Origin of the sequence: Deinococcus sp. Arct2-2 (genome assembly GCF_004801315.1) — a bacterium.
Taxonomy (GTDB): domain Bacteria; phylum Deinococcota; class Deinococci; order Deinococcales; family Deinococcaceae; genus Deinococcus.
On the sequence record NZ_SSNW01000015.1, the window covers coordinates 1 to 22,850 of the forward strand.

Genomic DNA, 22,850 nt, shown 5'->3' on the forward strand with positions numbered 1-22,850 from the left:
CCCCCGCAAGGGTGGGGAGCTAAAAACACCGTGTTCTTGGGCAACTCGTAGAGCAAGTTTAGGAACTGTCCGAACCATTGATGACGAGGATTCAATTTAATCTCGTAGAGCACTCTTCCACCCGCCTTGAACTCGGTCTAAACTGTCTGCCATGACCGACAATTCAGCCACGCGGCAAGACCAGCAGGCCGAGCAACGCCAGATGTTGCGGGCTTTTGGGCAAACGCCCGCCGATGTGCAGGCCCGCCTAGAGCGCGAACTCGACGCCTTTGAACGGGCAGTGGCCGCCGTGCAACCGCACTGGCACACCACGTTGCCGCAGCGGGCGTGGACGGCGGCGCAGGAAAGCGATCACATTATTCGGGTGAACGCAGGAACGGCCCGAATTGCGGCCCTGCTGCTGTCCGACAAGCCGCTGCGCCCCACCGACCAGACCCCCGGCGTGATGGTAGACGGCAAACGCAAGGCTCCTGCCGGACTGGAACCCGGCCCTGACCAAGCTTGGGACGCCCTGAGCGGCGCACACGCCCAGACCCGCGCTGCTTTGCTTCAGGCCGCCGCCCACGCCCCCGAAACCTCTGACCGCACCTACTTTCACCCGTACATGGGCGAACTGACGGCGCTGGAATGGCTGAAAATGGCCACCCTGCACATGCGCCACCATCGCAAGCAACTGGAACGCCTGGCGCAAGGCTGAGGCTGCATTTTTCCCCTACAAACGGGCTGAGTGCGTGAGCAACGGGGGGTTCGTCTGCCAACTCCGGTTGAGCCGCATGGAAACCCCCCAGTCTGCTTCGCAGTCAGCCCCTCTTAAAGGGGAGCGCAACAGCTGTTTGGTCCTCCCCTCTAAAGGGGGGCGTTGCAAAGCAACGGGGGGTTCACCTACAAACTCAGCCTAAACTCACCCCCCAACCACTTCCGCCCCCAGCGCGGGCAAATAGCCTTCGACTTCTGCCATCAGGTCGCGGGCGGTGAGGTCTAGACGCACGGGCGTCACGCTGATAAACCCGGCCTGAACTGCGCCGTAATCGGTGGTCAGGTCGGCGGCGTCGGCGGCGCGGCTGGTTCCGGCTACCCAGTGGTACTCGCGGCCTTCGGGGTCGGCGCGGGTCACGATGCTGTCTTCCCAGCGGTGATCGCCTACCCGCGTCACGCGCACGCCCTCGAAGGCGCGGGCCGGGAAATTCACGTTCAGTAGTGTGCGGGGCGGCAGGCCGCGTGCCAACACTTCGCGGGCAATGCGGGCGGCGTAGGCGGCGCTGGCCCCAAAATCGTACTCGCCCTGCGGTGTGGCCTGCTGGCTAAACGCTATGGCAGGCAGGCCGAGTCCCATCGCTTCTATGGCCGCCGCCACCGTGCCGGAATGGGTCAGGTCGTCGCCTAAGTTGGGGCCGAGGTTGATCCCGCTGACCACCAGATCGAACCTGCCGCGCAGATGCACGCCCAACACCACGCAGTCGGCGGGGGTGCCGTCTACGCGGTAGGCCGGGATTTCTCCAAAGCCCGCCGAAGCCGTGTGCTTGAACCGTAGCGGGCGGCGAATGGTGATGCCGTGCCCCACCGCCGACTGCTCCACATCGGGGGCCACCACCGTGACATCACCGATTTCAGCCATTGCTAATGCCAACGCCTTGATGCCCGGAGAAAAAATACCGTCGTCGTTGGCGACCAGAATAGAGTTGCGTGCGGAAGTCATGGCAGGCAGTCTAGCCGCCGGGGGTGGTGGGGGAGTCAGTGTTGGCAGAGTCGGCGGCGTGGTCAGGGCAGGCGGACGCAGAGGCAGGCAACGTTTGGCTTGACTGCATCCATCGAGACGGTCAATACCATCTACTGACAAGCACAATTCCCGCCCCTAAAAGATGAGAAATTCTCGACATTTATAAATGTGGTTTCCGTTGGTGCTTAATGAATGTCGGCCCAGACTGCGTTTTAGCGTTTATTTTACGCCGGGCCAGTTAAACTCCCTCTATTCGAGTGCTGGACAGTCGTGCTCTGGAGGAGTTATGAACCGATGGTGGTGCTGCTGGCGGCCCCCGCTGATGCTGTTGACCCTTGCCCTTGCCGCCTGTGGGCAACTGCCCAGTTCCGGTTCAGAAACCTCCGGTTTAGAAGCATCCGACTCGGAGGCAGAAGCCAGAACAGAGGCCAACGCCGATGCAGATCAAGGCAACTGGATTTCAACCTCCCGACTCTCGCCCCAAACCCTGATGCCCGACGGCCTAAATTCGCTGACCTATGAGCGGGCGCTGACCGCCAGCAACGGCTGGGGGCCGATAGAACCAGACCGCAGCAACGGCCAGCAAGCGGGCGGCGACGGCAAACCGCTGACCCTCAACGGCGCGGTGTACCCCAAAGGCTACGGCGTGCATGCGCCCAGCGAACTGAAATACAGCCTCGCAGGCAGCGACAATGCCAAATGCGTGCGCTTCAAGGCCCAAATCGGCCTAGACGATGAAGTGGGGACGCAGGGCAGCGCGGTGTTTCAGGTGTGGGGCGACACGGGCAAGCTGTACGACAGCGGCCTGATGACCGGGGCCAGCGCCACCCAGCAGGTCAGCGTGGACGTGCGCCGGCAAGCCTCTGTGCGCCTCGTGGTCACCGATGGCGGCAACGGCAAAAGCTTTGATCACGCCGACTGGGTCAATCCGGCGCTGGTGTGCGTGCCCGACATCAGCGTCAGTGTGCCCAGCGAGACCCGGATGTATCAGGACACGCACGGCAGCTTGCCCCTGACCATCACCAACAAGAGCAGGGCGTTTCGGGGCGACGTGACCTACAGCGTGAAGGCTTACTACGACACTGCCAACTATTTTCAGTTGGTCAGCACAGGTACACGCCTGACCGGAGCTGCCCAGCAAGTCCACGCGCTGCGAGTGTTTATGGGCCGCCGCTACACCGACGACACCTTTCCCGCCGATCTGGTGGTGCAGTACGCCGGAGAAGAAGTGGCCCGCACCCCGCTGAATCTGGGCACGCTGGAGCAGCAGGCCGTGATGCAGTTTCCGGACGCGCTGCCTGATTTGCAGGTGGGCAAACCGGTGGTGATCAGCGTGCCCGTATCGGTGCTGCCGGGAGGAGAAACCACAGGCCTTCATATTTCGGTGCGCCCCAATGTGGGGCAGGCCCCCGATTGGCTAGACGCCAGTGTGGTGGGCAGCGGCAACATCCCCAAAGAAGGCGGCGTGTTGCAGATCAAACTGACGGCCACCCGTGCCGCTTTCCCCGACGAACCGACAGAAGCCGAGGCCCAGTTGCGCCTTTACGAAGACAACTTTGACTACGCCTACCCGGTGCAAATCGGCATTTTGCCTGTGCGGTTGGCTCCGCCGGAGGTGTGGGTGAAGGCGGGCCACTAGCGCCAGTACTACCAAAGCGCCCGCCCTCAGCCGATATGAGGGCGGGCGTCTGCTGGAGGAGTTGTCAGCTAGAGCGCGATATTTCGGAGTTGCCTGCGGGCTGATCGTTGCCCTCCTGCACATGCTCCTCTATGTATTCATCCGAGGCGTGTGCGCCCGGCTCGCTTCTGGCTCCGCGCCCTGCACGTGCCCCCATCTGCTGCGCTTCCTCGCTGCTGAGGCTTTCGGCGTCTGCGTTCATGTCGCCCGTATTGCCATTGCTCGTGTTGGCTTGATCGTCGCTGTCATTGCTGCGGTCAGTCATGGTTTCGTCCTTTCGGTGCTGAGGGAATGCCCGCTTTGGCCGTTCCAAGGGGCGCATCCCACTTTGGCTGAGGCCTGAAGCATACGCGCCGGGTGATGGCCCGCTCCCACTGGTTACGAAACACTCAAGTCCGGCTCCGTGTTTTCTGAAGGCTGGCGCGTGCTTCAGCCGGAATGTAAGAAGTTCGGCAGAGGACGGCGTGGGGTGTCAAGTCCTTCACACCCACAGGCGCACCCAGTTCATGAACGCCCGTCAGATGCGCTTAATGAGCGCCGAGACGTTGTTTCTCACGCCTGTGCCGTTAAAGTGGGTGAATCCATGAAGAAGCCTGCCATCTTCCTCTCATTTGCCCTAGCATGCGGTGGAGCGGCGGCCCAAGGGGTGAGGCCTGCCGATCCCTTTTTGCGGCAGGCTCCGGCCCAAGCCTCCCCCACGTTGCGCGGCGTCACTCCCTCGCCCCCAGCCGCCCCCAGCCGCACAGCCGCCCCCAGCGGCAGCCTGAACCTGACCGGGGTGCAAAACGCCACCTTCGGCAATCCGCGCACCAGCAATAACGGCTCTCAGACCCGCGTGGTGTTCGATTTGGCTCCTGGCGTCAGCTATACGCTGCTGCCCACTTTTACTGGCCTCAGAATAGATGTGCAGGGCGCACGGGTGTTGCCAGCCGTCACGGCGGCTCTGGGCGGCAGCGTCAGCGAATACCGGGCAGGCGGCGGACAGGCCACCCTGATCACGCCGTTTCCGCTGTCGTTTACCGATGGATGGCGGGCCAGCGAAGCGACGTTGGCGACAGGGGGCCGCGTGCTGATTCTCGAATTCGGCGCGGTGGTGTCGGGTGGGGCCAGCGAAAGCCTGCGGGCGTTTGTGCGGAACTCTGCGCCCCCCGCGACAGCCTCTACTGCCGAGGCCACCGCTGTCCTGAATACTCCTTTGGGTCTGAAAGCGGCGGCAGGCAGCGCCGCACCAGTGAGCGCCGCGCCTGTGCCCGCTCCGGTCATGTCCGGTGCTCCCAGCCGCACCACGCAGACGCCTAGTCCTGCCCAATCCAGTAGCACCCAAGCCAGCGCCGCCAACCCTGACCAACTGCCCCCCGGCGACAGCGTGTTGCCCGGCAAACAGTACCCGCCCGCCCCCGCGCTGCCCGATGCCAACGCCGCCCGCCCCAGCGCACTGACAGGCCGCGTCCCGGGGCCAGCACAGTTCGGCGCACTCCTCACTACCCCCCGCATCGGCAAAAACCCCGGCCTGACCCGCATCGTGCTGGATTTGCCGCCCGGCAGCACCTACCTGATTCAGCCCACCGCGTTGGGCCTGCGCATAGCCCTGACCGGCCTCAGCGTGATGCCCCAAAATGCCCAAAACGTCAGTCCAGAAGTGCGGACGTGGCGGTTTGAACCCACCGACGCGGGCGTGGAAATCACGTTGGTTACGGCCACGCCTACCACCGCCCGCAGTGGGTGGCGGGCGCAGTTGTTGGCTCCTACGCCCGGCAGCGACCGCGCAAGGCTGGCTATCGATCTCTCGCCCGCGCTGGCTAACCTGACGCCTCTGGCCCCCAATGAGCGCCTGATCGCCACCGTGCCGCCTGTTCCGGCCACGCGTGGCACAGCAATGTTGGCCCTCAGTGCCAATTTTGTTCAGCCGCGAGTGGTACTCGATCCCGGTCATGGTGGGCGCGATCCGGGGGCCGTGGGCAGCGTTACCGAAAAAGAAGTGACGCTGGATGTGGCCTTGCGCGTGCGCGATCTGTTGCGGGCAGCGGGCGTAGACGTCGTGCTGACCCGTGACCGTGACCGTGAACTGAATTCCGTGAAGAACGTGGATTTGCAGATGCGTGCCCAGATGGGAACCCCCGGCACGCAACTGTTTGTCAGCATCCACGTGAACGCGATGGAAGCGCCCGTTGCCCTGCGCGGCTACGGCGTAGAGACGTGGTGGAATCCCAACCACCCGATGTCCAGTAGCCTTGCCACCATCTTGCAGGAGCAGATCGTAGAAACCACCGGGGCGTTCTCGCGTGGCCTGAAATCCAACCAATCCTTGTCTGTCCTCAGAAACAGCCGGATTCCCGCCGCTCTCGTCGAAATCGGCTATGCCAGCCACCCGGTAGACGGCCTGAATTTGCAAGACGCCAACTACCTAGACCGCGTAGCTGTAGGCATCGCGCAGGGCATCCGCGAGGCGCTGACTTCGGGCGTCACGGCGGGCAATGCGGTGGGTGGCGGGGGCAAATAGCGTCAGAGGGATTTAATCGGCGTTGGCTATGGCGTTGTCTAAGGGTCGAGGGTCTAAGGTGCTGGGGCGGTGGTGTTTTCGGGGAAAGTAGAGCCTGAAAATGACCCGCCCCCCGCTTTTCTTAGTCCCTTGACTCTTAGACGCTTTTACTTGCCGAAGCTAGGAACCCGGTTCCCGTAGATTGCATGTGCGTCGCACTTCTCTCGCAAAATGCACACCGGACATTTAGGCGCTGTCCAGTGACAGACTTTTTGCCCGTGCCGCAGCAGATTCACATGCAGTTCGTACAGGTGCGGCGCGTCGGGCGGCAGGAGGGCCAACAGCGCACGGTGGGCCGCCTGCTCGCCCATTCGCGGAATTGCGCCCACGCGGGTGGTGACGCGGTGAACGTGGGTATCTACCGGAAACACAGGCCGCGCAAAGTTGAACAACAGCACCAACGACCCTGTTTTTACGCCCACTCCGGGCAAGTTGGTCAGCCATTTCAGGGCGTCGGGCACCGGCAATTCGGCCAAGAAGTCTAGGTCGTAGCCGCCGCGCTCGGCCTTGATGGCACTCAGGGTGGCCTGAATACGCGGCGCTTTGCTTTCCGGGTAGTTGCTGCGGCGAATGGCGTGGGCCACCGCTTCTACTGGGGCTGCAATAATCTCGTCCCAGTCACCTAGCAAGCACAGTTCGCCATACGCAGCTTCCTCGTCGGCATGCGTGGTGCGCTGAGACAAGATCGTGCTGATCAGTTCGTGCATAGGCGCACGCCGGGGAGTTAGGGGGCGCTCGCCATACTCGGCCCGCAGCAGATCAGCCATCCACACCAAAAGTTCAGCCCGCTCTGGGGCGGGTTGGGCGGCGTTCAGGGCGTCGGCGGGTGCGGGCGTCTGGGGAAACAGGGAGCCGTCGGTCATGCGGAGGCGCTTAGCCTTTGGTGGTATTCAGGCCCGGTTGCACGCCCGTGTCTGCGCCGCCGCCCTCTACCTCATCCCTGCCACCCTCAGCGGGTTCTTTTTTGGCCGCTGGGTCGGCGTTCGGCGCTTTCCCTTTTTCTTCCGGCGAAATCTCTTTGCTCTGGCCCTCGGCAGGAGAGGTGTTGGCGGGATCGTAACCGGGATTGAGTTGGTCGTGGTCGGTCATGGCCTCAGCCTGCGCGGGCTGATGCAGCTTTGGGCAAGTGGCGTGTAAAGGAGTGTTTAGACCCTGTTACTCGGCACAGAGCGGGTGTCTAGCTGAGCCTTGAGCTTTTCATTACTTACTAGTTTACAAAACAGGTCAACAGGTTTAGACTCTGGGGCCGCGCGCGTGAACTGGCCGTTCAGTTGCCGCGCCTCCATCCCAACTCTCCAGCCACATTCCCCCGGAGGAAGTCCTGATGAACCGTACCCTGATCTTATCTGCTTTGGCCCTGAGCCTTGCCACCACCGCCGCTGCCCAGCGTCCCACTACCCTCACGCCCGGCGTACTGAAAATCGGCATGGAAGGCACCTACGCGCCGTTTACGTTTAAGGATGAAAAGGGCCAACTGGTGGGCTTCGACGTCGATATTGCCAAAGCTGTGGCCGCCCGCCTCGGCCTGAAGCCTGAGTTTGTGCTGACCGAGTGGAGCGGCATTCTGGCCGGACTGCAAGCCCGCAAATACGACGTGATCGTGAATCAGGTGGGCATTACCGCCGAGCGCCAAAAAGCCATCGGGTTCAGCAACGCTTATGCCTACAGCAGCCCGCAGATCATCGTCCGCAAGAACGCCACCACCGCCTTCAAAAACTTGGCTGACCTGAAGGGCAAGCGCGTAGGCGTGGGCCTCGGCAGCAACTTCGAGCAGCAGTTGCGGGGCGCGGGCGGCATCAATGTCGTCACGTACCCCGGCGCTCCCGAGTACCTCAGCGACCTGATTTCGGGCCGAATCGACGCCGCCTTCAATGACCGTTTGTTGGTAGGCTACCTGATTAAAAAGGACGGCCTTCCGGTCAAGGGTGCGGGCGTGATCGGCGCGGCGGAACCCGTTGGAATTGCCTTCCGCAAAGACAACACCAGCCTCAAAACAGCTATTGACCGCGCACTCCTGCAAATCAAGGCCAACGGCACGTATGCCAAGATCAGCCGCCAGTGGTTTGGTCAGGATGTCAGCAAGCCCTGAAGTTGGGAAGTAGAACGTGGGCTGTGGAAAGTAGGAGAGGCGTGGTGGACGCTCACTTCACGATCTGAACAAGGCTGGACGCTTTTAGAACTCTTCTCCCAGTTTGCCCCTTCACCGGGCAAACTTTTTTCTCGGCTCCAGTGGCCCAGACTGCGAGATACTGACCTTATGACGGTGACGATATGGACATAACCTTGATCCTGAACAGCGCCGTGCAGTCGCTGCCTGTGCTGGCGCAGGGGGCCGGAATTACGCTGGGATTTGCGCTGGCCGCGATGGTGCTGGGGCTGCCGTTGGGTTTCGCCGTCGCGTTGGCCCGCCTGTCCCGCTTTACGGCACTGCGCTGGATCACGGGCATTTACGTGTCGTTTATTCGCGGTACGCCGCTGCTGGTGCAAATTTTTGTCATTTATTACGGCCTGCCCAGCTTTGGCGTCACGCTAAATCCGGTGGTGGGCGGCGTGCTGGCCCTCACGCTTAACGCGGGCGCGTACCTCTCGGAGACCATTCGCGGGGCGATTCAGAGTGTGCCGCGTGGTCAGCGCGAGGCGGCCACCAGCTTGGGCCTGAACGGGGCACAAACCATGCGCCTGATCGTGCTGCCGCAGGCCTTACGGGTGGCTGCACCTAGCCTTGGCAACAGCCTGATCGGGCTGGTCAAAGATACGTCTCTGGTCAGCGTCATTACGGTGGTAGAACTGCTCAGAAGCGCCCAACTCGTCATTGCCCGTACCTTCGAACCGTTTGGCCCTTACCTGATGGCGGCCCTGCTGTACTGGATCATGAGCCTGTTGCTGGAAGGCGTGCAGCGCGGCGTGGAACGGCGGTTGTCGCGGGGCGTGGCTTAAGTTTACTTGGAAGGTGAACCCCCCCCGTTCTTCGCAACGCCCCCCTTAGAGGTGGGGACAAAAGCCTTTGCGCTCCCCTTGAGGGGGGCTGGCTGTGAAGCAGACTGGGGGGTTTGCCCTACCGCCCGCCTACCGTATCCAGTCCCTCTTCCATCAATTCCCCCTCAAGCGGCAACCCATTGAACTCCAGAGTAAACGCTGTCACATCCAACGCTTCCCGCTTGGTTACGGGGGCAAGTGGCCGTGCAAACCGCCAATCAGTGCATAGATGGCACGCGGCGGAAGTGACCGGTAGGTGGCCCGGAAACTCGCCCCGGCTAAGGCTTCGGCGCTGCCTCCCTCCAACTTATCGCCGTGACATATGGCGCAGGCGAGGCGGTACAGCACGGCTCCGCGCCCGATTTGGGAAGTGACAGCTTGGGCCGTAGCTTGAGCAGCGGTGGGGGAGAGGATGACAGTTGTTTCTTGTGCTGCGGCTTGTGGCAAGGTTGCTCCCCACAGGAAGGCCAGAACAGGCAGACTGAAGGCAAGCAGTGAAGGACAGTGAAACACAGGCGGGCGAAACATCGGGCGTCAATCTAGCGCCGCGTCTACCCGCCAACCGTGTTCAAGACATTCTCAAGGTGTGCTGCAGCTTGCAACCGCTTACAACCTTAAGCGTTGTATACATCGTCGCCGTGTCCGTGTAGGCTGGACGGGTGCTGTCATTGCAAAAGGCCGCGAGCATCTTGGGGGCGTTTAGTGCCGAGCAACCGGAGTGGGGCGTGCGCGCGTTGGCGCTTCACCTGACGTTGCCCCGCGCCACCGCCCATGCCTACCTTGCGGGCCTCACCGACGCCGGATTTTTGCGCCGCACGCCCGCCGGAAAGTACCGGTTGTCTTGGCATCTGGCCGAAATGGGCGGGCAACTGACCGCCGCGCTGCCGTGGTTTCCCGATGCTCGCAGCCTGATTACCCGCTTGGCTCTGGAGGTTCGGGCAGTGGCTTTTCTGTGCATCTTGGAGGGCGAAGAAGTGGTGTGCGCCATCCGCGAACGCCACCCCGACGCCGATATAGACCTGCCGCTGGACATTTATTTGCCTGCCACCGCCACTGCCAGCGGCAAGATTTTGTATGCCCACGCCGATATTTCCCCGCGCACCTTTAGCGCCTGCACCGACAGCAGCATCACCACGCCCGATGAGTGGCGAACCGAAGTAGCCCGCGTGCGCCGCCGGGGCTACGCCTATTCCATAGAAGAATGGATTCCGAATCAGTGTACGTTGGGCGTGCCGTACCACTACGCGGAGGGCGTGGTGGCGGCCATCGGCGTGCAAATGAGCGCCGAACGCTACTTGCAGGGCGAACGCAGCATTCGGGAGCGGGTGCTGAGCATCGTGCATGAGGCCGAGGCACTGGGTTAAGCGGATTGAGGTAAGCAGGCCGGGGTAAGACTTGCGTTTCATTCACACTCTTACGCTGATGGCGGAGGCTTTCCCTTATGCCCAAGATTCGAGCCGCGTTTCTCCTGACTTTGGTGTTGATTTCCGGCGTTGCTGCCGCCGCGCCGCCGCTGGCCCTCTCCACGCAAAACGGCGTCACGACCCTCAGTGGGAAAGCTGTGGGCTGGAAACTAGGCGCACGCAGCCTCGCTTTTTCTAACTTTTCTACCCCCGCCAGCGAACTGACACGCGGCAAAATTGATGATGGGGGTACGTTCCAAATTGCGCTGCCTTCTGCGGCCCAACTGAAACCGCTGACCCGAAACGTGGGCGATATGTACGATGTGGTGGGCTGCGACGATCAGCCGTCCGACTTCGACATCGGGAGACGTGACGCCGATCTGTACTGGCTGCCGCGACTTTCGGTGCTGAAAGCCCAGCCCAGCCCCAAAGCGCCCGCTCCCAAACTGCCCTACGAGAGCGGCGACGTGTACAACCTGACCACCACAGGCAAAGACGAACTGCGGCTGCTGTATTCCACCGACTACACCACCATTCGCGTGGACATCTCCTGCACTGCATGGGGCGATGACAAAAGCGTGTACTACAACCTAAATGTAGCCCCCGGTTGGAACATGGTGCTTGACCGGGTAGGCTCCGAAACGTTCATTGAGGACGCGCCGGAGAGCTTGGAAACGCGCTGGTTGTATGGGGTTCGGTAGGAAGGTCTAAGGGTAGAAGGGTTTAGGGTCTAAGGAAGGGCAATCGCTGGCGCTCAGTTCCCCCTCCCGCTGCTGTGCAGCGCCCTCCCCCGCAAGGGGGGAGGGAAAAAGCAGGGACATATATTTCCGCCCAATTCCGTGTGAGGCCGTCGTGCGTGCAACGCGCGGGCCAATTCCAGTTCCAAGACGACTGGCGATTCCGCTTCAAATGGACGGAGTAAGCGAGTCTGGACGCGACAAGATCAATCCTGCCTAGTGCAACGACTACTCCCCTGACCCCTGTGGGGTCAGGGGAGAACGTGGGAGCAGACCAAGACGCTCAGCCAAACACAACTGCACCACGCCGAAGCCTCGCACCCAAAAAGAAAAAACCCCACAGGGGGCCTTTTCAATCTAACTTGGAATCAATTCAGGGCGTCTTCAGGGCGTATCCGATCCCGCGCACCGTGCGAATGATGCCGTAGCCGTCGAGGTCTCGCAGTTTGGCCCGCATGTTCGCCATATGTACGTCTACCACGTTGGAATTGCTGGGCAGTTCGCCGTTCCACACTTCGCGCTCTATTTCTTGGCGGGAATACACACGCCCCGGCTGACGCGCCAAAAAGGTCAGCAGGTCAAACTCTTTGGGCGAGAGCCGGACTTCGTGGCCGTTGTAGTGACACAGCCGCTTTTGTGGGTGAATTTCCAACGACCCGATTTGAATGACTTCGCCGTGTTGCTGATGCCGCAACTGCACTTTCACGCGGGCCACGAGTTCTTCGGGATGAAAAGGCTTGGTCATGTAATCGTCCGCGCCCGCTTCCAGCAAGTTTACTTTACGGTCTACCGCGTCCATTGCCGTGAGGATAATGATCGGCACAGAACTGGTTTTGCGGAGGCGGCGGGCGATCTCTGCGCCGTCGAAGTCGGGCAGGCCCAAGTCCAAAATCACCAAGTCTGGGGCGTTTTCGCGGGCGCTGGTGAGGCCGGTGACGCCGTCTGGGGCGGTCAGCACACGGTAGCCTGCTTGCTCCAGTTCGTACTGGACGACGCGGGTGATGTCGGGGTTGTCTTCTATAAGCAAAATGCGTTGATCCATGAGGTTCGCGTGTCTCCCCGTTGTGGTGCGTGATTAGATTGGAGCCGATGTGTCTGAATCCAGTTCTTTCCGGCTGACTAACGTTCTCGCCATCGTAGGGGCGCAGATAGACCGTGCGGGGCAGGACACGGTTTATAGACTCTTAACAGCGTGCAAGTTCAGCTCTCTGCTTCGCCCGGAACCACGATGCTGTCTACCTGAACGCTGTACCGCAGCAGCAAGGTTTTGAGGCGCTGCATGGCGTTGACCGCCAGTTCCCGGTCTGTGGGCAAAAAAGCCAGCGTCAGGCGGGCGCTGCGGCTTGGGCGGGGTTCTTCGGCCTGTACTTGCAGCGGGCGGCGAAAGGCCGGGTCGTGCATGACATCTCGCAGAATCCGGGTAAAGGTCAGTTCGTCCACGCCCGCCAGCGCAAAGGCGATGCCCAGCCGCTGCTGTTCAGGGCGCTCGTTGGGAAGATCGGCAGAGGTCATGCTACACAGCCTAAAGCGCGAAGGATACCCGCAGCAGCGGGAGTTTTTTAATCTGCAGGTGAGGGCGGCAAGGCACGCTGCAACTCCTGACCCAGCGGCGCGGCAAACAGCCCGGCCACCTGCTCAGACGGCACAGCGCGGGCGTACAAATACCTCTGTGCATGATCGCAGCCCAGCCGCTTCAGCACGTCGGCCTGCCACCCCTGCTCTACACCCTCGGCCACCACATTCAAATTCAGGTGGTGCGCCAGCGTCACAATCGTTTCGATGATGCGCTCGGCTTCGGGGCCGTTCCGCAGGCCCATCACAAACGAGCGGTCTACCTTGACGGCGTGAATGGGCAAGCGGTGCAGGTAGCTGAGGCTGCTGTAGCCGGTGCCGAAATCGTCGACCCACACGCGCACGCCGTGTGTGCTGAGCTGCATCAGGTGGGTGTGCGCCGCCGAACCGGGCGTGCCGTCCATCAGCAGCGATTCGGTCACTTCGAGGGTCAGGGCGTGGGGCGGCAGGCCGTTGTCTTCGAGGGCCGCCTTGACCTGCACCACAAAATCGGGCGTCAGCAGTTGCACCGCGCTCACGTTCACGGCCACATGGGTGTCTATGCCCTGACTGCGCCACACGGCCAGTTGCGCGGTGGCCTCGCGCAGCACCCAAGTGCCCAGCGTGCCGATAAGTCCAGCGTCTTCGGCAATAGGAATAAATACGCTGGGCGGCACTGGCCCGCGTACCGGGTGTGTCCAGCGCAACAGGGCTTCCAGTCCTTCTACGCGCCCCGTACTCAGGCTCACGAGGGGCTGATAGGCCAGTGTCAGGCCGCCTGTGCGCAGCGTTTCGCGCAGGTCGTTTTCAATTTGCACGCGGTCTATCAGTGCGTCTTCTAGGTCAGGCGTAAAGAAGGCCACCCGCCCCGGCCCCTGCGCTTTGGCCTGCACCATCGCCAAATCGGCCAAGCGCAGCAGTTGTTCGGGGTCGTGGCCGTCGCGGGGGGCCAGCGCCACGCCAATACTGGCGGTGGGCTGGAAGGCATGCCCGAATACTTCAAATGGGGTTTCTAGCGTGGTCACGAGGCGCTGGGCAATCTGCGCCACTTCCGCTTCGGTGCCCGCACGCGGCAGCACGATCACAAATTCGTCTCCGCCCAAGCGGGCCGCCTGATCGTTCGGGCCGCACGCCCGCCCAATTCTGGCCGCCACTTGCCGCAACAATTCGTCTCCGGCGGCGTGGCCCAACGTGTCGTTCAGGCGCTTAAACCGGTCTAAATCTAGGTACAGCACCGCGACGGGTGTGCCGCGTTCCAGCGCGTCGGGAACGGTGCGGGCCAGCGTTCTCAGCAGGCCCCGGTGGTTGGGCAGACCGGTCAGTTCATCGTTGTAGGCATGAAAAGACAGTTGCCCGCGCAGCCGCTCCTGCTCGGCGGCTACGCCCAACAGTTCGGCCATCCACGCGGCTTCGCTGGCAATATTGTCGGGCAGCACATGGGGGTAGGTCAGGCGCAGTTGCCCGTAGCGGTCTCCGGCGCGGCCCCGTACCGACACGGCCCATATGGTTGGCCCCCGTCAGGGTGGGTGCCCCGAAGCTCTGCAATTCGGCCAACGCTCCGGGCGATTTGCGCTCCAGTGCGCCCTGAATCACGCGCATCACGTCGTCTACGTTGCCGTTTTCGGCAATCAGTCTCAGCGCCTCGCCCTGCGCCCGCATGATGTCGTGGTCGCCAGTCACGCGGTCTAGCGTGAGATTCAGGGCGCGGGCCACCAGATGCAGTTCGTCTTCACCTCTCCCCAAATGCAGGCGGGCCGCCGTATCCGGTTCGGTTTCTATACGCTGCACAAATCGCCGCAAACGGGTGAGCCGTGTAAATACCTGCAAATCCAGCAAGCGCATAGCCAGCAGAATGCACGCCACCACCAACAGCATCACCGTAAAACTGGCTGTCCTGACTGCACTGACGCCCTGATCGTGCAGCGTGCGCGGCTGCGAGACCCACACCTCTAGGTTGCGCCCGCTCTGCCCTGTGACGAAGGTGCGGACGCTCTGAACGACGTTCTTCCCCTGAGTGCTGTTCTGATCGGTACTGCTGTTCTGCACACCGCCTGCTTCTTCTGAGTCTTGATTCAGTTCGTCCGGCCCGCTCACTTCCGCCTGTCCGGGCAACAGCGCCGCCTGTTATGGGGCCGCCTTGACCTGTGTGACAAACGGTGAAGGAGACAGCCTCCCGGCGTCTATAACACGCATCAGCAGCAGTTCGGTGCCGCTGGGCTGGGAGGCGCGGGCCAGCATCCAGACCTTGCCCCCCTGAACTGCAAAGCGTTGGCGCGGGGCCAGCGTGCCGGGTTGCCAGTCGGCGGGCCGCAGCCCAGAAGCGATCAGGGCAGTGGTGATGCGCCCGTTGCTCAGGAGGGCGATGGCCTGCACGTCTCCGGCACTCAGCAGGTCTGCGCCCACCAGCAGCGGGTCGGGCAGTTCGGCCCACGAGCGGGTGCGGGCGCTCAGTTGTCCCTGCTGGTCTTGCAGCCAGTTCACCACTGCACCGGCTTGTTGGTGCGTCATGCGGCGTTCTTGGCGGTCTAAGGGCCACACGATCAGCAATACCAGCAGCCCTACAGCAAACAGCACCGCCGAGAGTCCCAACCCTAGGAATGACCACACCACCCGTGTTCTCAGGGGCGTGGAAGAAAGGCGGCTGACCAGTGCCAAATTGGGCGGTGACGAATCGGTCAGCGCCGAATTTAGCCGCACTGTGGCCCGCCTCCCCTAAGGGCGGGGCTGGGGAAAGAGCAAGCGGGCCTCCACATCTGGATCAGGCGGCGAGGCGGGTTCGCAGAAGATAGCGGATCAGGCTGCTGGTACTGGGGTCGCGCAGAAGGCAGGCGATGACGTGTGGGCCGTGCCGAGCCAACAGCAACGTGCGGTGCTGATATTCCAGTTGCGCCGTGTGCAGGGGGCCGCCGTGCAGTACGTCCCCAAAAGACTGCGTGGCTTCTAGCGCAGCAATCAGGGGCAGCCCCAGTTGCGGCGGCAGGGTTTCCCCTTGCTGGGCCACACTCTGGCCGCTGGCGTCTAGCAGCGTCACGCCCAACACGCCGGGCTTGGCCATCAGGTCGGTCAGCAGGAGGCGCTGCTCCTGTCCGGGTTCAGCGTATCTGGGCAGGGCCGCCAACGGATGATTTGGCAGTAGGGGCGCAAGAGCTTCTCTGAGCGCCTCCGAACTGACCGGAGCAATGAGGGCCAAGCTGCCGCCGAATGCAGGACTGCTTGCAGCCGAAACCGCGTCGCTTAAAACTGTGTCCCCCAAAACCGTGCTGCCTGCAACCGCGCCCAAAGTGAGCAGCGGCGGCGCGTGTCCGGCGGGCAATCCACCCAACAGATCCTCGGCGGTCTGGAGGCCTGAGATCGGGAAATTGACGAGGGCGGCGGCGTGCGGCGTGGCGTGCAGGGCGGTGCGGGCCGCCCGCAAGGTGGCGGTCACCCGCACCGATAAGCCCAACCCCTCCAGCATCCTCTCCAGCGAGGCGCGGTTGCCTACGCTGGCGCTCAGCAGCAGCACGGGTGCGCCGTGCAGAGCTAGGTCACTCGGAGCCGGAGCAGCAGTTGGCAAGGCGTCGCGGAGGTCAGGCGTCGCCTGTTGTTCTGACACAGTCTGCACCTGCTCACTGTGCACCTGTTCACTGCGCATACTCTCTGCCTCTATGACTTTACGGGGTGCTTCCAAAAGGGCTGCTTCTCCTTGATCTGCTCTGGGAATTACTTTAGGGTGATACGGTTATCTAGAATTCAAGCCGGTATTTGTGGAGGTCTGATTGCCCTTTTCCGGTGTGGCCCTGCTGCCTACACTGTTGAGAGGAATTGACTTGTTTTAAGGCGGCGCTTTACAAAGACGACGCTGTTCTGAGTGGTAGAGGTCTGGTGTGGTACGAACTCTGGCAAAGTGACTGCCCCATTCTATCTGACACCCTAGGCAGTATATCCTATGGCCCGAACGGATCTCTGAACGCAGTCAATCCCTCTGCGCCTTACATCAGCCTTACAGCCGAGATTGCTCTGCCTGCGCCCGAACGATGCCCCCAATTGGCTGCATAGGGTGTGGTAACGCGGCTGGGAACAGCTTTGCCACATGGTCAGGGCAAAATGGGGGGCTGGTCACTGCCTCCCGCCCAGAGCGCGGGGGTATGCTAGGGGGCGTTATGACACTGTCGCAGACCATCATGTCGGGCGGGAACGCAGCCTTTATAGAAGGGCTGTACGAGGCGTATTTGGCCGACCCGCAGAGTGTGGACGCCGAGTGGCGCGTTTACTTTGACCAATTGCGGGACGGGGCCACCGAAACGGCCCATTCGCCCGTACAACGTGCGTTTTATGAACTTGGCACTCAGCGGCGTGGCAACGCAGCAGCGGCGGCCCTTGCCACGCCGCAGGGCGTCAGCGGCGCGGCGCAGGCGGCGGGCGCACTGATTACGGCCTTCCGCGTGTACGGCCACATCAGCGCCCACACCAATCCCCTGAAGATGCGCGGCCTGCCGGTGGTGCCGGAACTGACCCCCGAATACTACGGCCTCAGCGCCGCCGACCTGAACGAAACGGTACGCGACGGCGCGTTCGATGCGCCTCTCAAGCAGGTCATTACCCAACTGCACGAAACGTATTGCGGCTCTATCGGCTTCGAATTCAACTACTTGCCCTCCAACGAGCGGGCGTGGTTTCAGGAGCGTGTGGAGGCCGGACGTGGGCGCGGCACCTACAGCGCCGAGGAACGCCGCCGCCTGATGGTCAAGCTGAACGCCGCCGAAGGGCTGGAGTTGTACCTCAAAAACCGCTACCCCGGCGTGAAGCGGTTCGGGCTAGAGGGCGGTGAGAGCTTTATCCCGCTCGTCGACCGGATTATTCAGCAGGCGGGCAAGCACGGCGTCAAAGAAACCGTGTTGGGCATGGCCCACCGGGGCCGCCTCAATATGTTGGTCAACATTTTCGGCAAGAAGCCCCAGTCGCTCTTTGACGAATTTGACGGCAAAAAGAAGATCAGCGACAACCCGGACGTGGCAGGCGACGTGAAATACCACATGGGCTATTCCAGCGATGTGCGGACGCCCGGCGGCCCGATGCACCTCGCGCTGGCCTTCAATCCGTCGCACCTAGAGATCGTGTCGCCTGTGGTTCACGGCAGCGTCCGTGCCCGCCAAGACCGCCGGGGCGACGCCGAGCGCAAAACGGTCTTGCCCATCACCATCCACGGCGACGCCGCTGTAAGCGGGCAAGGCGTGGTCATGGAAACGCTGAACCTGTCGCGGTTGCGCGGCTTCAGCACAGGCGGCGCAGTCCGGATCGTCATCAACAACCAAGTCGGCTTTACCATCTCCGACCCACGCGATACCCGCAGCAGCCGCTACTGCACCGACGTGGCGAAAATTGCCAACGCGCCCGTGCTGCACGTGAACGGCGACGATCCCGAAGCGGTAGCCTACTGCGGTGATTTGGCGCTGGAATACCGTCAGACCTTCGGCAAAGACGTGTTTATCGACCTGATCTGCTTCCGGCGCAACGGGCACAACGAGGGCGACGAGCCGCGTATGACCCAGCCGATCATGTACCGCGAAATCGATACGCACCCCGGCACCCGCGCCCTGTACGCCAAAAAATTGGAAGAAGCGGGCGTGCTGACGACAGGCGAGGGCGACGCGCTGGTGAGCCACTTCCGTGATCTGCTGGATGCGGGCAACGAAGTCGTTGAGGAAATGGAAAACTTGGAGCAGAGCAAGTTGGCCGTGGACTGGAGCGAGTACCTGCACACCAACTGGAAAGACGAAGTGTCTACCGCCGTGCCGCAGGCCAAACTGACCGAACTCGGCCTCGGCCTGAACGAAGTACCGGAAGGCTTCGTGGTTCACCGCACCGTGCAGCGCGTCCTGAACACCCGCAAGGCCATGTCTCGCGGCGAGCAACCGCTGGACTGGGGCATGGGCGAAATGCTGGCCTACGCCAGTTTGCTGGATGAAGGCTACGGCGTGCGCCTCGTGGGTCAGGATTCGGGGCGCGGCACCTTTGTTCACCGTCACGCTGTGCTGCACGACCAAAACGCCGCCGACCCGATGCTGGAAGAATACTTGGGGTTGGCCCACTTGGGCGAGCATCAGGGCCGCGTGGAAGTTATCGACTCCACCCTCTCCGAAGAGGCGGTGATGGCGTTCGAGTACGGCTACAGCACCTCTGAACCCAAAGCCCTGATTGCGTGGGAAGGCCAGTTTGGGGACTTTGCCAACGGCGCTCAGGCCGTTATTGACCAATTCCTCAGCGCGGGCGAAAGCAAGTGGCAGCGCCTGAGTGGACTCACCTTGCTGCTGCCGCACGGTTACGAAGGCGCAGGCCCGGAACACAGCAGCGCCCGCTTGGAGCGGTATTTGCAGTTGTGCGCCCAGAAGAACATGCAAGTGGTGGTGCCTAGCAGCGCCGCCCAGATGTTCCATTTGCTGCGCCGTCAGGTCTTGCGCCCGTACCGCAAACCCCTGATCGTGATGACGCCCAAAAGCCTGCTGCGAAATAAACAGGCCATGAATCCCCTGAGCGACTTCACCGATGGCCGGTTCTGCGAAGTCATTGGTGACGACACCGTAGAGAAGGCCCGCCGTGTGGTCATCAGCAGCGGCAAACTGCACTGGGAACTGGTGGAGGCCCGCAACGCCGACGCCGAAGGCTACGCAGGCACGGCGCTGATTCGCCTAGAGCAGCTCTACCCCTTTCCCGCCGCTGCCCTGAGTGCCGAACTGAGCAAGCACCCCGGCGCACAGGTCGTCTGGGCGCAGGAAGAACCCGAAAATCAGGGCGCGTGGCTGATGATCTGGGAAGACCTAGAGGCCAACCTCGCCCCCGGCCAAGTGCTGCTGCACGCCAGCCGCGCCCGCAGCGCCAGCACCGCCGCTGGATACGCCAGTGTGCATGCCCTAGAGCAGGCCGCTGTGATCGCCGCCGCATTGGGCGAGAAAATCAGCCGCGACGTAGTGAACGACCAGCGCGAATTGGCGCAGGAAGCCAAGGCGCAAGGCTGAGGCTCAGCACAACACACTCACAACGAAAGGGGCGCTTCGGCGTCCTTTTTCGGTTTGGATTGTTGTGGGCTTTTGCCGCCGCAAGCACAAAAATAGACGGAAGACATATCCGGTCTTCCGCCTCGGTTGTACCGCCCAATTGCACAGGCCCACACGTTTAAGCTCTGGGTTCATTTCTTATCAGCTGCGCGCTTCCACTGCGCCACCGCTCCAAGTTGGAGGAGCGGAACGGATTCGAACCATTGACCTCGGCTGGCTTCGACCCAAAGCGTGCGATTGAACCTTGAGCGGAGAATACTCAGTCTGGAGCAAGAATCTGAGTTTGTGTCTTGGGGCAGGGCCGCCTCTGCCATTGGGCTACCTCGCCGCACTCCGGAACCTGTAGCCCGAAAAAACTCTGGTGGCGAGGGCAGGAATCGAACCTGCACTGGAACCTTGACCCCGTTTAATCTGAAGCTGAGCCTCAGTGTGGTACTCCGCTAGATAGAGTAGGCGTGTGGGGCGGGTGGGGCAATGCGCCGGGTGGCTTAGGCAAGGTGGGCGGGGAATTGGAAGAGGGCGGGGCCGGAAGTGAACGTGACTTCCGGCCCCGCTTCGTCTTTTTGTCCTCCCCTTCAAGGGGGGGGCGTTGCGCTAGCAACGGGGGGGTTCACCTTCCACCTTAGTCAACGCTCTCTCAGCTTTCCAGCAAGTACGCAAACACCTGCTCGCCCACTTTGCGGTCAGTCACTTCTACGCCGTTGGCTTCCTCGCGGGCAAATTTCACGGCCTGCTGCAATTTCTGTAAGCGGGTCAAGAGGTCGTTGACGCGCATGGCGGGCAATGCGCCCGAAAACTTGAGGGTGCGCCAGTAGCCCACCGTCACGTCTTCGTAGTACACCTCCACCTGCGCGGGGTGCTTATCTGTGGCCTCGGCCTTCACGTGGTTGCGCGGAATCTTTTTGGTGCGTACCGTCTGCACGGGGTCGGTGGCGTAAGTGTCGGTGCTGGGGTCGAAAGTCCAGCTTTCGCTGGCGTCCAATACGGGCAGTTTGCGAATAAAAGTGTGCAAGTCGGTCAGTTGTTTTTCCAAAAACAGCAGATAAGTCACGGGCACCTGCCGCAGCAACACGCGCTCGCCTACCACCACGTCGGCTTTGGCTTCGTTGTTGGCCCAGTCTTTGGTGGCGGTCACGTCAAACAGGTTGCCCATAATCTGGGCCGTCTGCCGAATAATTTCCTCGGCTTTGGCCTGCACGCGGGTCGATTCGGGCGGCAGCGTCTCGCCTTCTTCGTCTTTGGGGCGGTAAGTGCGCGAGATGCCCGACAGCAGCGCAGGCTTTTGCAGCGCGTGGTGCGCCTCGGTCAATTCCTGAAAGGCGCGGCTTTTGACGCTCTTTTCGACGGCAATAATCTGGTTCAATTTAGGCATGATGGATTCTCCTCGTTGGGTGTTCCTGACTGCCTGAGGGGGAGCCGGGAAAGTAAGGTCAATCTAGGCCGCCACCTTGTACGCCGCACAGCGCAAAGTGGCCTAAGCCAGTGGCGCAGATGTTCACACAATCAGACCCCGAGATTCCCGCCCCAGCCGCCGCTTTTGCCATTGCGTGCATTGTGTGCCCTGCCGTTCCCGCCTCAGAGACGCCCTGTGAGGGGTATAAAGGGTGAGATTATGGCAGACATCAAGGTTCCTGTTTTTAGTGAGTCGGTCAGTGAAGGTACGCTGCTGACGTGGCACAAGAAACCCGGCGACGCCCTGAGGCGCGGCGAGGTCATCGCGGAGATCGAAACCGACAAGGTGGTGCTGGAAGTCACCGCCCAGCAAGACGGCGTGCTGCAAAGCGTGCTGAAAAATGAGGGCGATACCGTACTCAGCGAGGAAGTGCTGGGTACGGTGGGCGAGGCAGGCAGCGCTCCGGCAGCAACTCCGGCCCCCGCCGCAGATCAGGCGGCTGGCCCGGTAGCCAACGAAACCAGCGCGGGCGGCACGGCCAGTCAGCCCGACAGCCAGAGCAGCATGCCCGAGCGTCGCGAAGATCTCTCGCCCGCCGTGCGGAAGGTTGTCGTCGAAAATAACCTGAACCCGGCCCAAATTCCCGCTACTGGCCCCAAAGGCAATATCACCAAGGCTGACGCTGTAGGCGCGATTGGCACTGCCAACGTTGCTCCCGCTGCTGCTGCAAGCGCCCCCGCTGCATCTGCGCCTACGCCCGCCCCTGCCGCCCCCATTCCCAGCGGCCCCCGCACCGAACAGCGCGTGCCCATGACCCGCATCCGCCAGCGCATTTCCGAGCGCCTGAAGGAAGTGCAGAACACGGCAGCGATCCTGACCACGTTCAACGAAGTGAACATGCAGCCCGCGATGGACTTGCGGAAAAAGTATCAGGATCAGTTTGTGGCCAAGCACGGCACCAAGCTGGGCTTTATGAGCCTGTTCGTGCGGGCCGCCACCGAAGCCCTGAAAGCCTTCCCGGTGGTCAATGCCAGCGTGGACGGCAAAGACATCATCTATCACGGCTTTTATGACATCGGCATCGCGGTGGCCTCCGAGCGCGGTCTGGTTGTGCCGATCCTGCGCGACACCGACACCATGAGCCTCGCCGGAATTGAAAAGGAAATCGCGGGCTACGCCCAAAAAGCCAAGAACGGGAAGCTGACCATGGACGATATGAGCGGCGGCACCTTTTCCATCACCAACGGCGGCACCTTCGGCTCCATGATGAGTACGCCCATCATCAACTCGCCCCAAAGCGCCATTTTGGGCATGCACAACATCATCGAGCGGCCTATCGCCCAGAACGGTCAAGTGGTCATCGCGCCCATGATGTACCTCGCGCTCAGCTACGATCACCGCATCATCGACGGCAAGGAAGCCGTGCAGTTTTTGGTCATGATCAAAAATCTGCTTGAAGACCCGGCCCGGATGCTGCTGGAACTCTAATCTCAAGATTGAAACAGGCGCTCTGGCTTCGGCTGGGGCGCTTTTTTTGGTGTTCTGGGGAGGTTAAATTGAATCCTTGCCATAGGCAGGTTCGCCGCTGGGTGGCCCCCTCACCCCGCTGCTTCGCAGCGCCCCTCTCCCACAGGTGGAGAGGGCAACAGCAGATCTTCGGGACTCACTTTATTCCGTGTCAGACGTGCGAATTCCCTTTCCTTAAGTTGACTGATTCCCGCCTGATGGGTGTACCCCTTCCGATCATGGGTTGATCATGAGGCCCAGTGTGTAATGCTTGCACTGAACCGCGCATCCACAACTTTACAAGTGTCACGGTGTC

21 protein-coding genes are annotated in these 22,850 nt (G+C 61.8%); 9 read left to right on the top strand and 12 right to left on the bottom strand.

The window, feature by feature from the left end:
• Positions 1–151 precede the first annotated feature (151 nt).
• Positions 152–697 (top strand): DinB family protein, encoded by a 546-nt coding sequence (locus tag E7T06_RS08615; protein ID WP_136365432.1) that lies wholly within the window; start codon positions 152–154, stop codon positions 695–697.
• 204 nt (positions 698–901) lie between these two features.
• On the opposite strand, the gene surE is transcribed toward E7T06_RS08615, so the two are convergent.
• A complete protein-coding gene (gene surE / locus E7T06_RS08620) occupies positions 902–1,696 on the bottom strand; it encodes a 5'/3'-nucleotidase SurE (protein WP_136365433.1) in 795 nt (264 codons plus the stop codon).
• Positions 1,697–2,003: 307 nt separating this feature from the next.
• On the opposite strand from surE, the gene E7T06_RS08625 reads away from it, so the two are divergent.
• Positions 2,004–3,356: an NPCBM/NEW2 domain-containing protein gene (locus E7T06_RS08625; RefSeq protein WP_168733442.1), complete on the top strand. Its 1,353-nt coding sequence runs from the start codon at positions 2,004–2,006 to the stop codon at positions 3,354–3,356.
• 64 nt (positions 3,357–3,420) lie between these two features.
• Here the strand turns inward: E7T06_RS08625 and E7T06_RS08630 are convergent, their stop codons facing one another.
• Positions 3,421–3,660 (bottom strand): hypothetical protein, encoded by a 240-nt coding sequence (locus E7T06_RS08630; RefSeq protein ID WP_136365435.1) that lies wholly within the window; start codon positions 3,658–3,660, stop codon positions 3,421–3,423.
• Positions 3,661–3,978: 318 nt separating this feature from the next.
• Between E7T06_RS08630 and E7T06_RS08635 the strand changes: the two genes are divergently transcribed.
• Positions 3,979–5,895: an N-acetylmuramoyl-L-alanine amidase gene (locus E7T06_RS08635; protein WP_136365436.1), complete on the top strand. Its 1,917-nt coding sequence runs from the start codon at positions 3,979–3,981 to the stop codon at positions 5,893–5,895.
• Between the two features lie 146 nt (positions 5,896–6,041).
• On the opposite strand, the gene E7T06_RS08640 is transcribed toward E7T06_RS08635, so the two are convergent.
• Together E7T06_RS08640 and E7T06_RS08645 are read right to left on the bottom strand one after the other, a co-directional pair.
• On the bottom strand, positions 6,042–6,797 hold the full coding sequence (locus tag E7T06_RS08640) for an endonuclease III (RefSeq protein WP_136365437.1): 756 nt from the start codon (positions 6,795–6,797) through the stop codon (positions 6,042–6,044).
• A 10-nt stretch (positions 6,798–6,807) separates the two neighbouring features.
• Entirely contained in the window at positions 6,808–7,023 is a 216-nt protein-coding gene (locus E7T06_RS08645; RefSeq protein WP_136365438.1) for a hypothetical protein, read from the bottom strand.
• Between the two features lie 235 nt (positions 7,024–7,258).
• On the opposite strand from E7T06_RS08645, the gene E7T06_RS08650 reads away from it, so the two are divergent.
• Positions 7,259–8,023, top strand: a complete 765-nt coding sequence (locus E7T06_RS08650; RefSeq protein ID WP_136365439.1) for a transporter substrate-binding domain-containing protein — start codon at positions 7,259–7,261, stop codon at positions 8,021–8,023.
• Positions 8,024–8,205: 182 nt separating this feature from the next.
• Positions 8,206–8,871 carry an amino acid ABC transporter permease gene (locus tag E7T06_RS08655; protein ID WP_136365440.1) on the top strand — a complete coding sequence of 222 codons (666 nt, stop codon included), beginning with the start codon at positions 8,206–8,208 and terminating at the stop codon, positions 8,869–8,871.
• Positions 8,872–9,096: 225 nt separating this feature from the next.
• Here E7T06_RS08655 and E7T06_RS08660 read toward each other — a convergent pair whose 3' ends face one another.
• Positions 9,097–9,438 carry a cytochrome c gene (locus tag E7T06_RS08660; protein ID WP_136365441.1) on the bottom strand — a complete coding sequence of 114 codons (342 nt, stop codon included), beginning with the start codon at positions 9,436–9,438 and terminating at the stop codon, positions 9,097–9,099.
• 131 nt (positions 9,439–9,569) lie between these two features.
• On the opposite strand from E7T06_RS08660, the gene E7T06_RS08665 reads away from it, so the two are divergent.
• Complete coding sequence (locus E7T06_RS08665) at positions 9,570–10,274, top strand: IclR family transcriptional regulator (RefSeq protein WP_136365442.1); 705 nt, start codon at positions 9,570–9,572, stop codon at positions 10,272–10,274.
• A 77-nt stretch (positions 10,275–10,351) separates the two neighbouring features.
• On the top strand, positions 10,352–11,014 hold the full coding sequence (locus tag E7T06_RS08670) for a hypothetical protein (protein WP_136365443.1): 663 nt from the start codon (positions 10,352–10,354) through the stop codon (positions 11,012–11,014).
• Positions 11,015–11,423: 409 nt separating this feature from the next.
• Here E7T06_RS08670 and E7T06_RS08675 read toward each other — a convergent pair whose 3' ends face one another.
• From E7T06_RS08675 to E7T06_RS08695, 6 genes are all read right to left on the bottom strand, one after another.
• A complete protein-coding gene (locus E7T06_RS08675; protein WP_136365444.1) occupies positions 11,424–12,092 on the bottom strand; it encodes a response regulator transcription factor in 669 nt (222 codons plus the stop codon).
• 158 nt (positions 12,093–12,250) lie between these two features.
• Positions 12,251–12,562: a hypothetical protein gene (locus tag E7T06_RS08680; RefSeq protein WP_136365445.1), complete on the bottom strand. Its 312-nt coding sequence runs from the start codon at positions 12,560–12,562 to the stop codon at positions 12,251–12,253.
• A 47-nt stretch (positions 12,563–12,609) separates the two neighbouring features.
• Positions 12,610–14,001 (bottom strand): EAL domain-containing protein, encoded by a 1,392-nt coding sequence (locus E7T06_RS08685; protein ID WP_240740927.1) that lies wholly within the window; start codon positions 13,999–14,001, stop codon positions 12,610–12,612.
• Positions 13,925–14,713: a hypothetical protein gene (locus E7T06_RS21710; protein ID WP_240740925.1), complete on the bottom strand. Its 789-nt coding sequence runs from the start codon at positions 14,711–14,713 to the stop codon at positions 13,925–13,927. Before E7T06_RS21710 ends, E7T06_RS08685 begins: the two co-directional genes overlap by 77 nt.
• A 12-nt stretch (positions 14,714–14,725) precedes the next feature.
• Positions 14,726–15,298 carry a hypothetical protein gene (locus tag E7T06_RS08690; protein ID WP_136365447.1) on the bottom strand — a complete coding sequence of 191 codons (573 nt, stop codon included), beginning with the start codon at positions 15,296–15,298 and terminating at the stop codon, positions 14,726–14,728.
• Between the two features lie 61 nt (positions 15,299–15,359).
• A complete protein-coding gene (locus E7T06_RS08695) occupies positions 15,360–16,205 on the bottom strand; it encodes a hypothetical protein (protein WP_136365448.1) in 846 nt (281 codons plus the stop codon).
• A 538-nt stretch (positions 16,206–16,743) separates the two neighbouring features.
• On the opposite strand from E7T06_RS08695, the gene E7T06_RS08700 reads away from it, so the two are divergent.
• On the top strand, positions 16,744–19,596 hold the full coding sequence (locus tag E7T06_RS08700) for a 2-oxoglutarate dehydrogenase E1 component (protein ID WP_168733443.1): 2,853 nt from the start codon (positions 16,744–16,746) through the stop codon (positions 19,594–19,596).
• A gap of 676 nt (positions 19,597–20,272) precedes the next feature.
• On the opposite strand, the gene E7T06_RS08705 is transcribed toward E7T06_RS08700, so the two are convergent.
• Complete coding sequence (locus E7T06_RS08705; protein ID WP_136365450.1) at positions 20,273–21,007, bottom strand: hypothetical protein; 735 nt, start codon at positions 21,005–21,007, stop codon at positions 20,273–20,275.
• Positions 21,008–21,247: 240 nt separating this feature from the next.
• Between E7T06_RS08705 and odhB the strand changes: the two genes are divergently transcribed.
• Positions 21,248–22,516, top strand: coding sequence for a 2-oxoglutarate dehydrogenase complex dihydrolipoyllysine-residue succinyltransferase (odhB, locus tag E7T06_RS08710; protein ID WP_136365451.1), 1,269 nt, complete (start codon positions 21,248–21,250; stop codon positions 22,514–22,516).
• Positions 22,517–22,850: the final 334 nt, after the last annotated feature.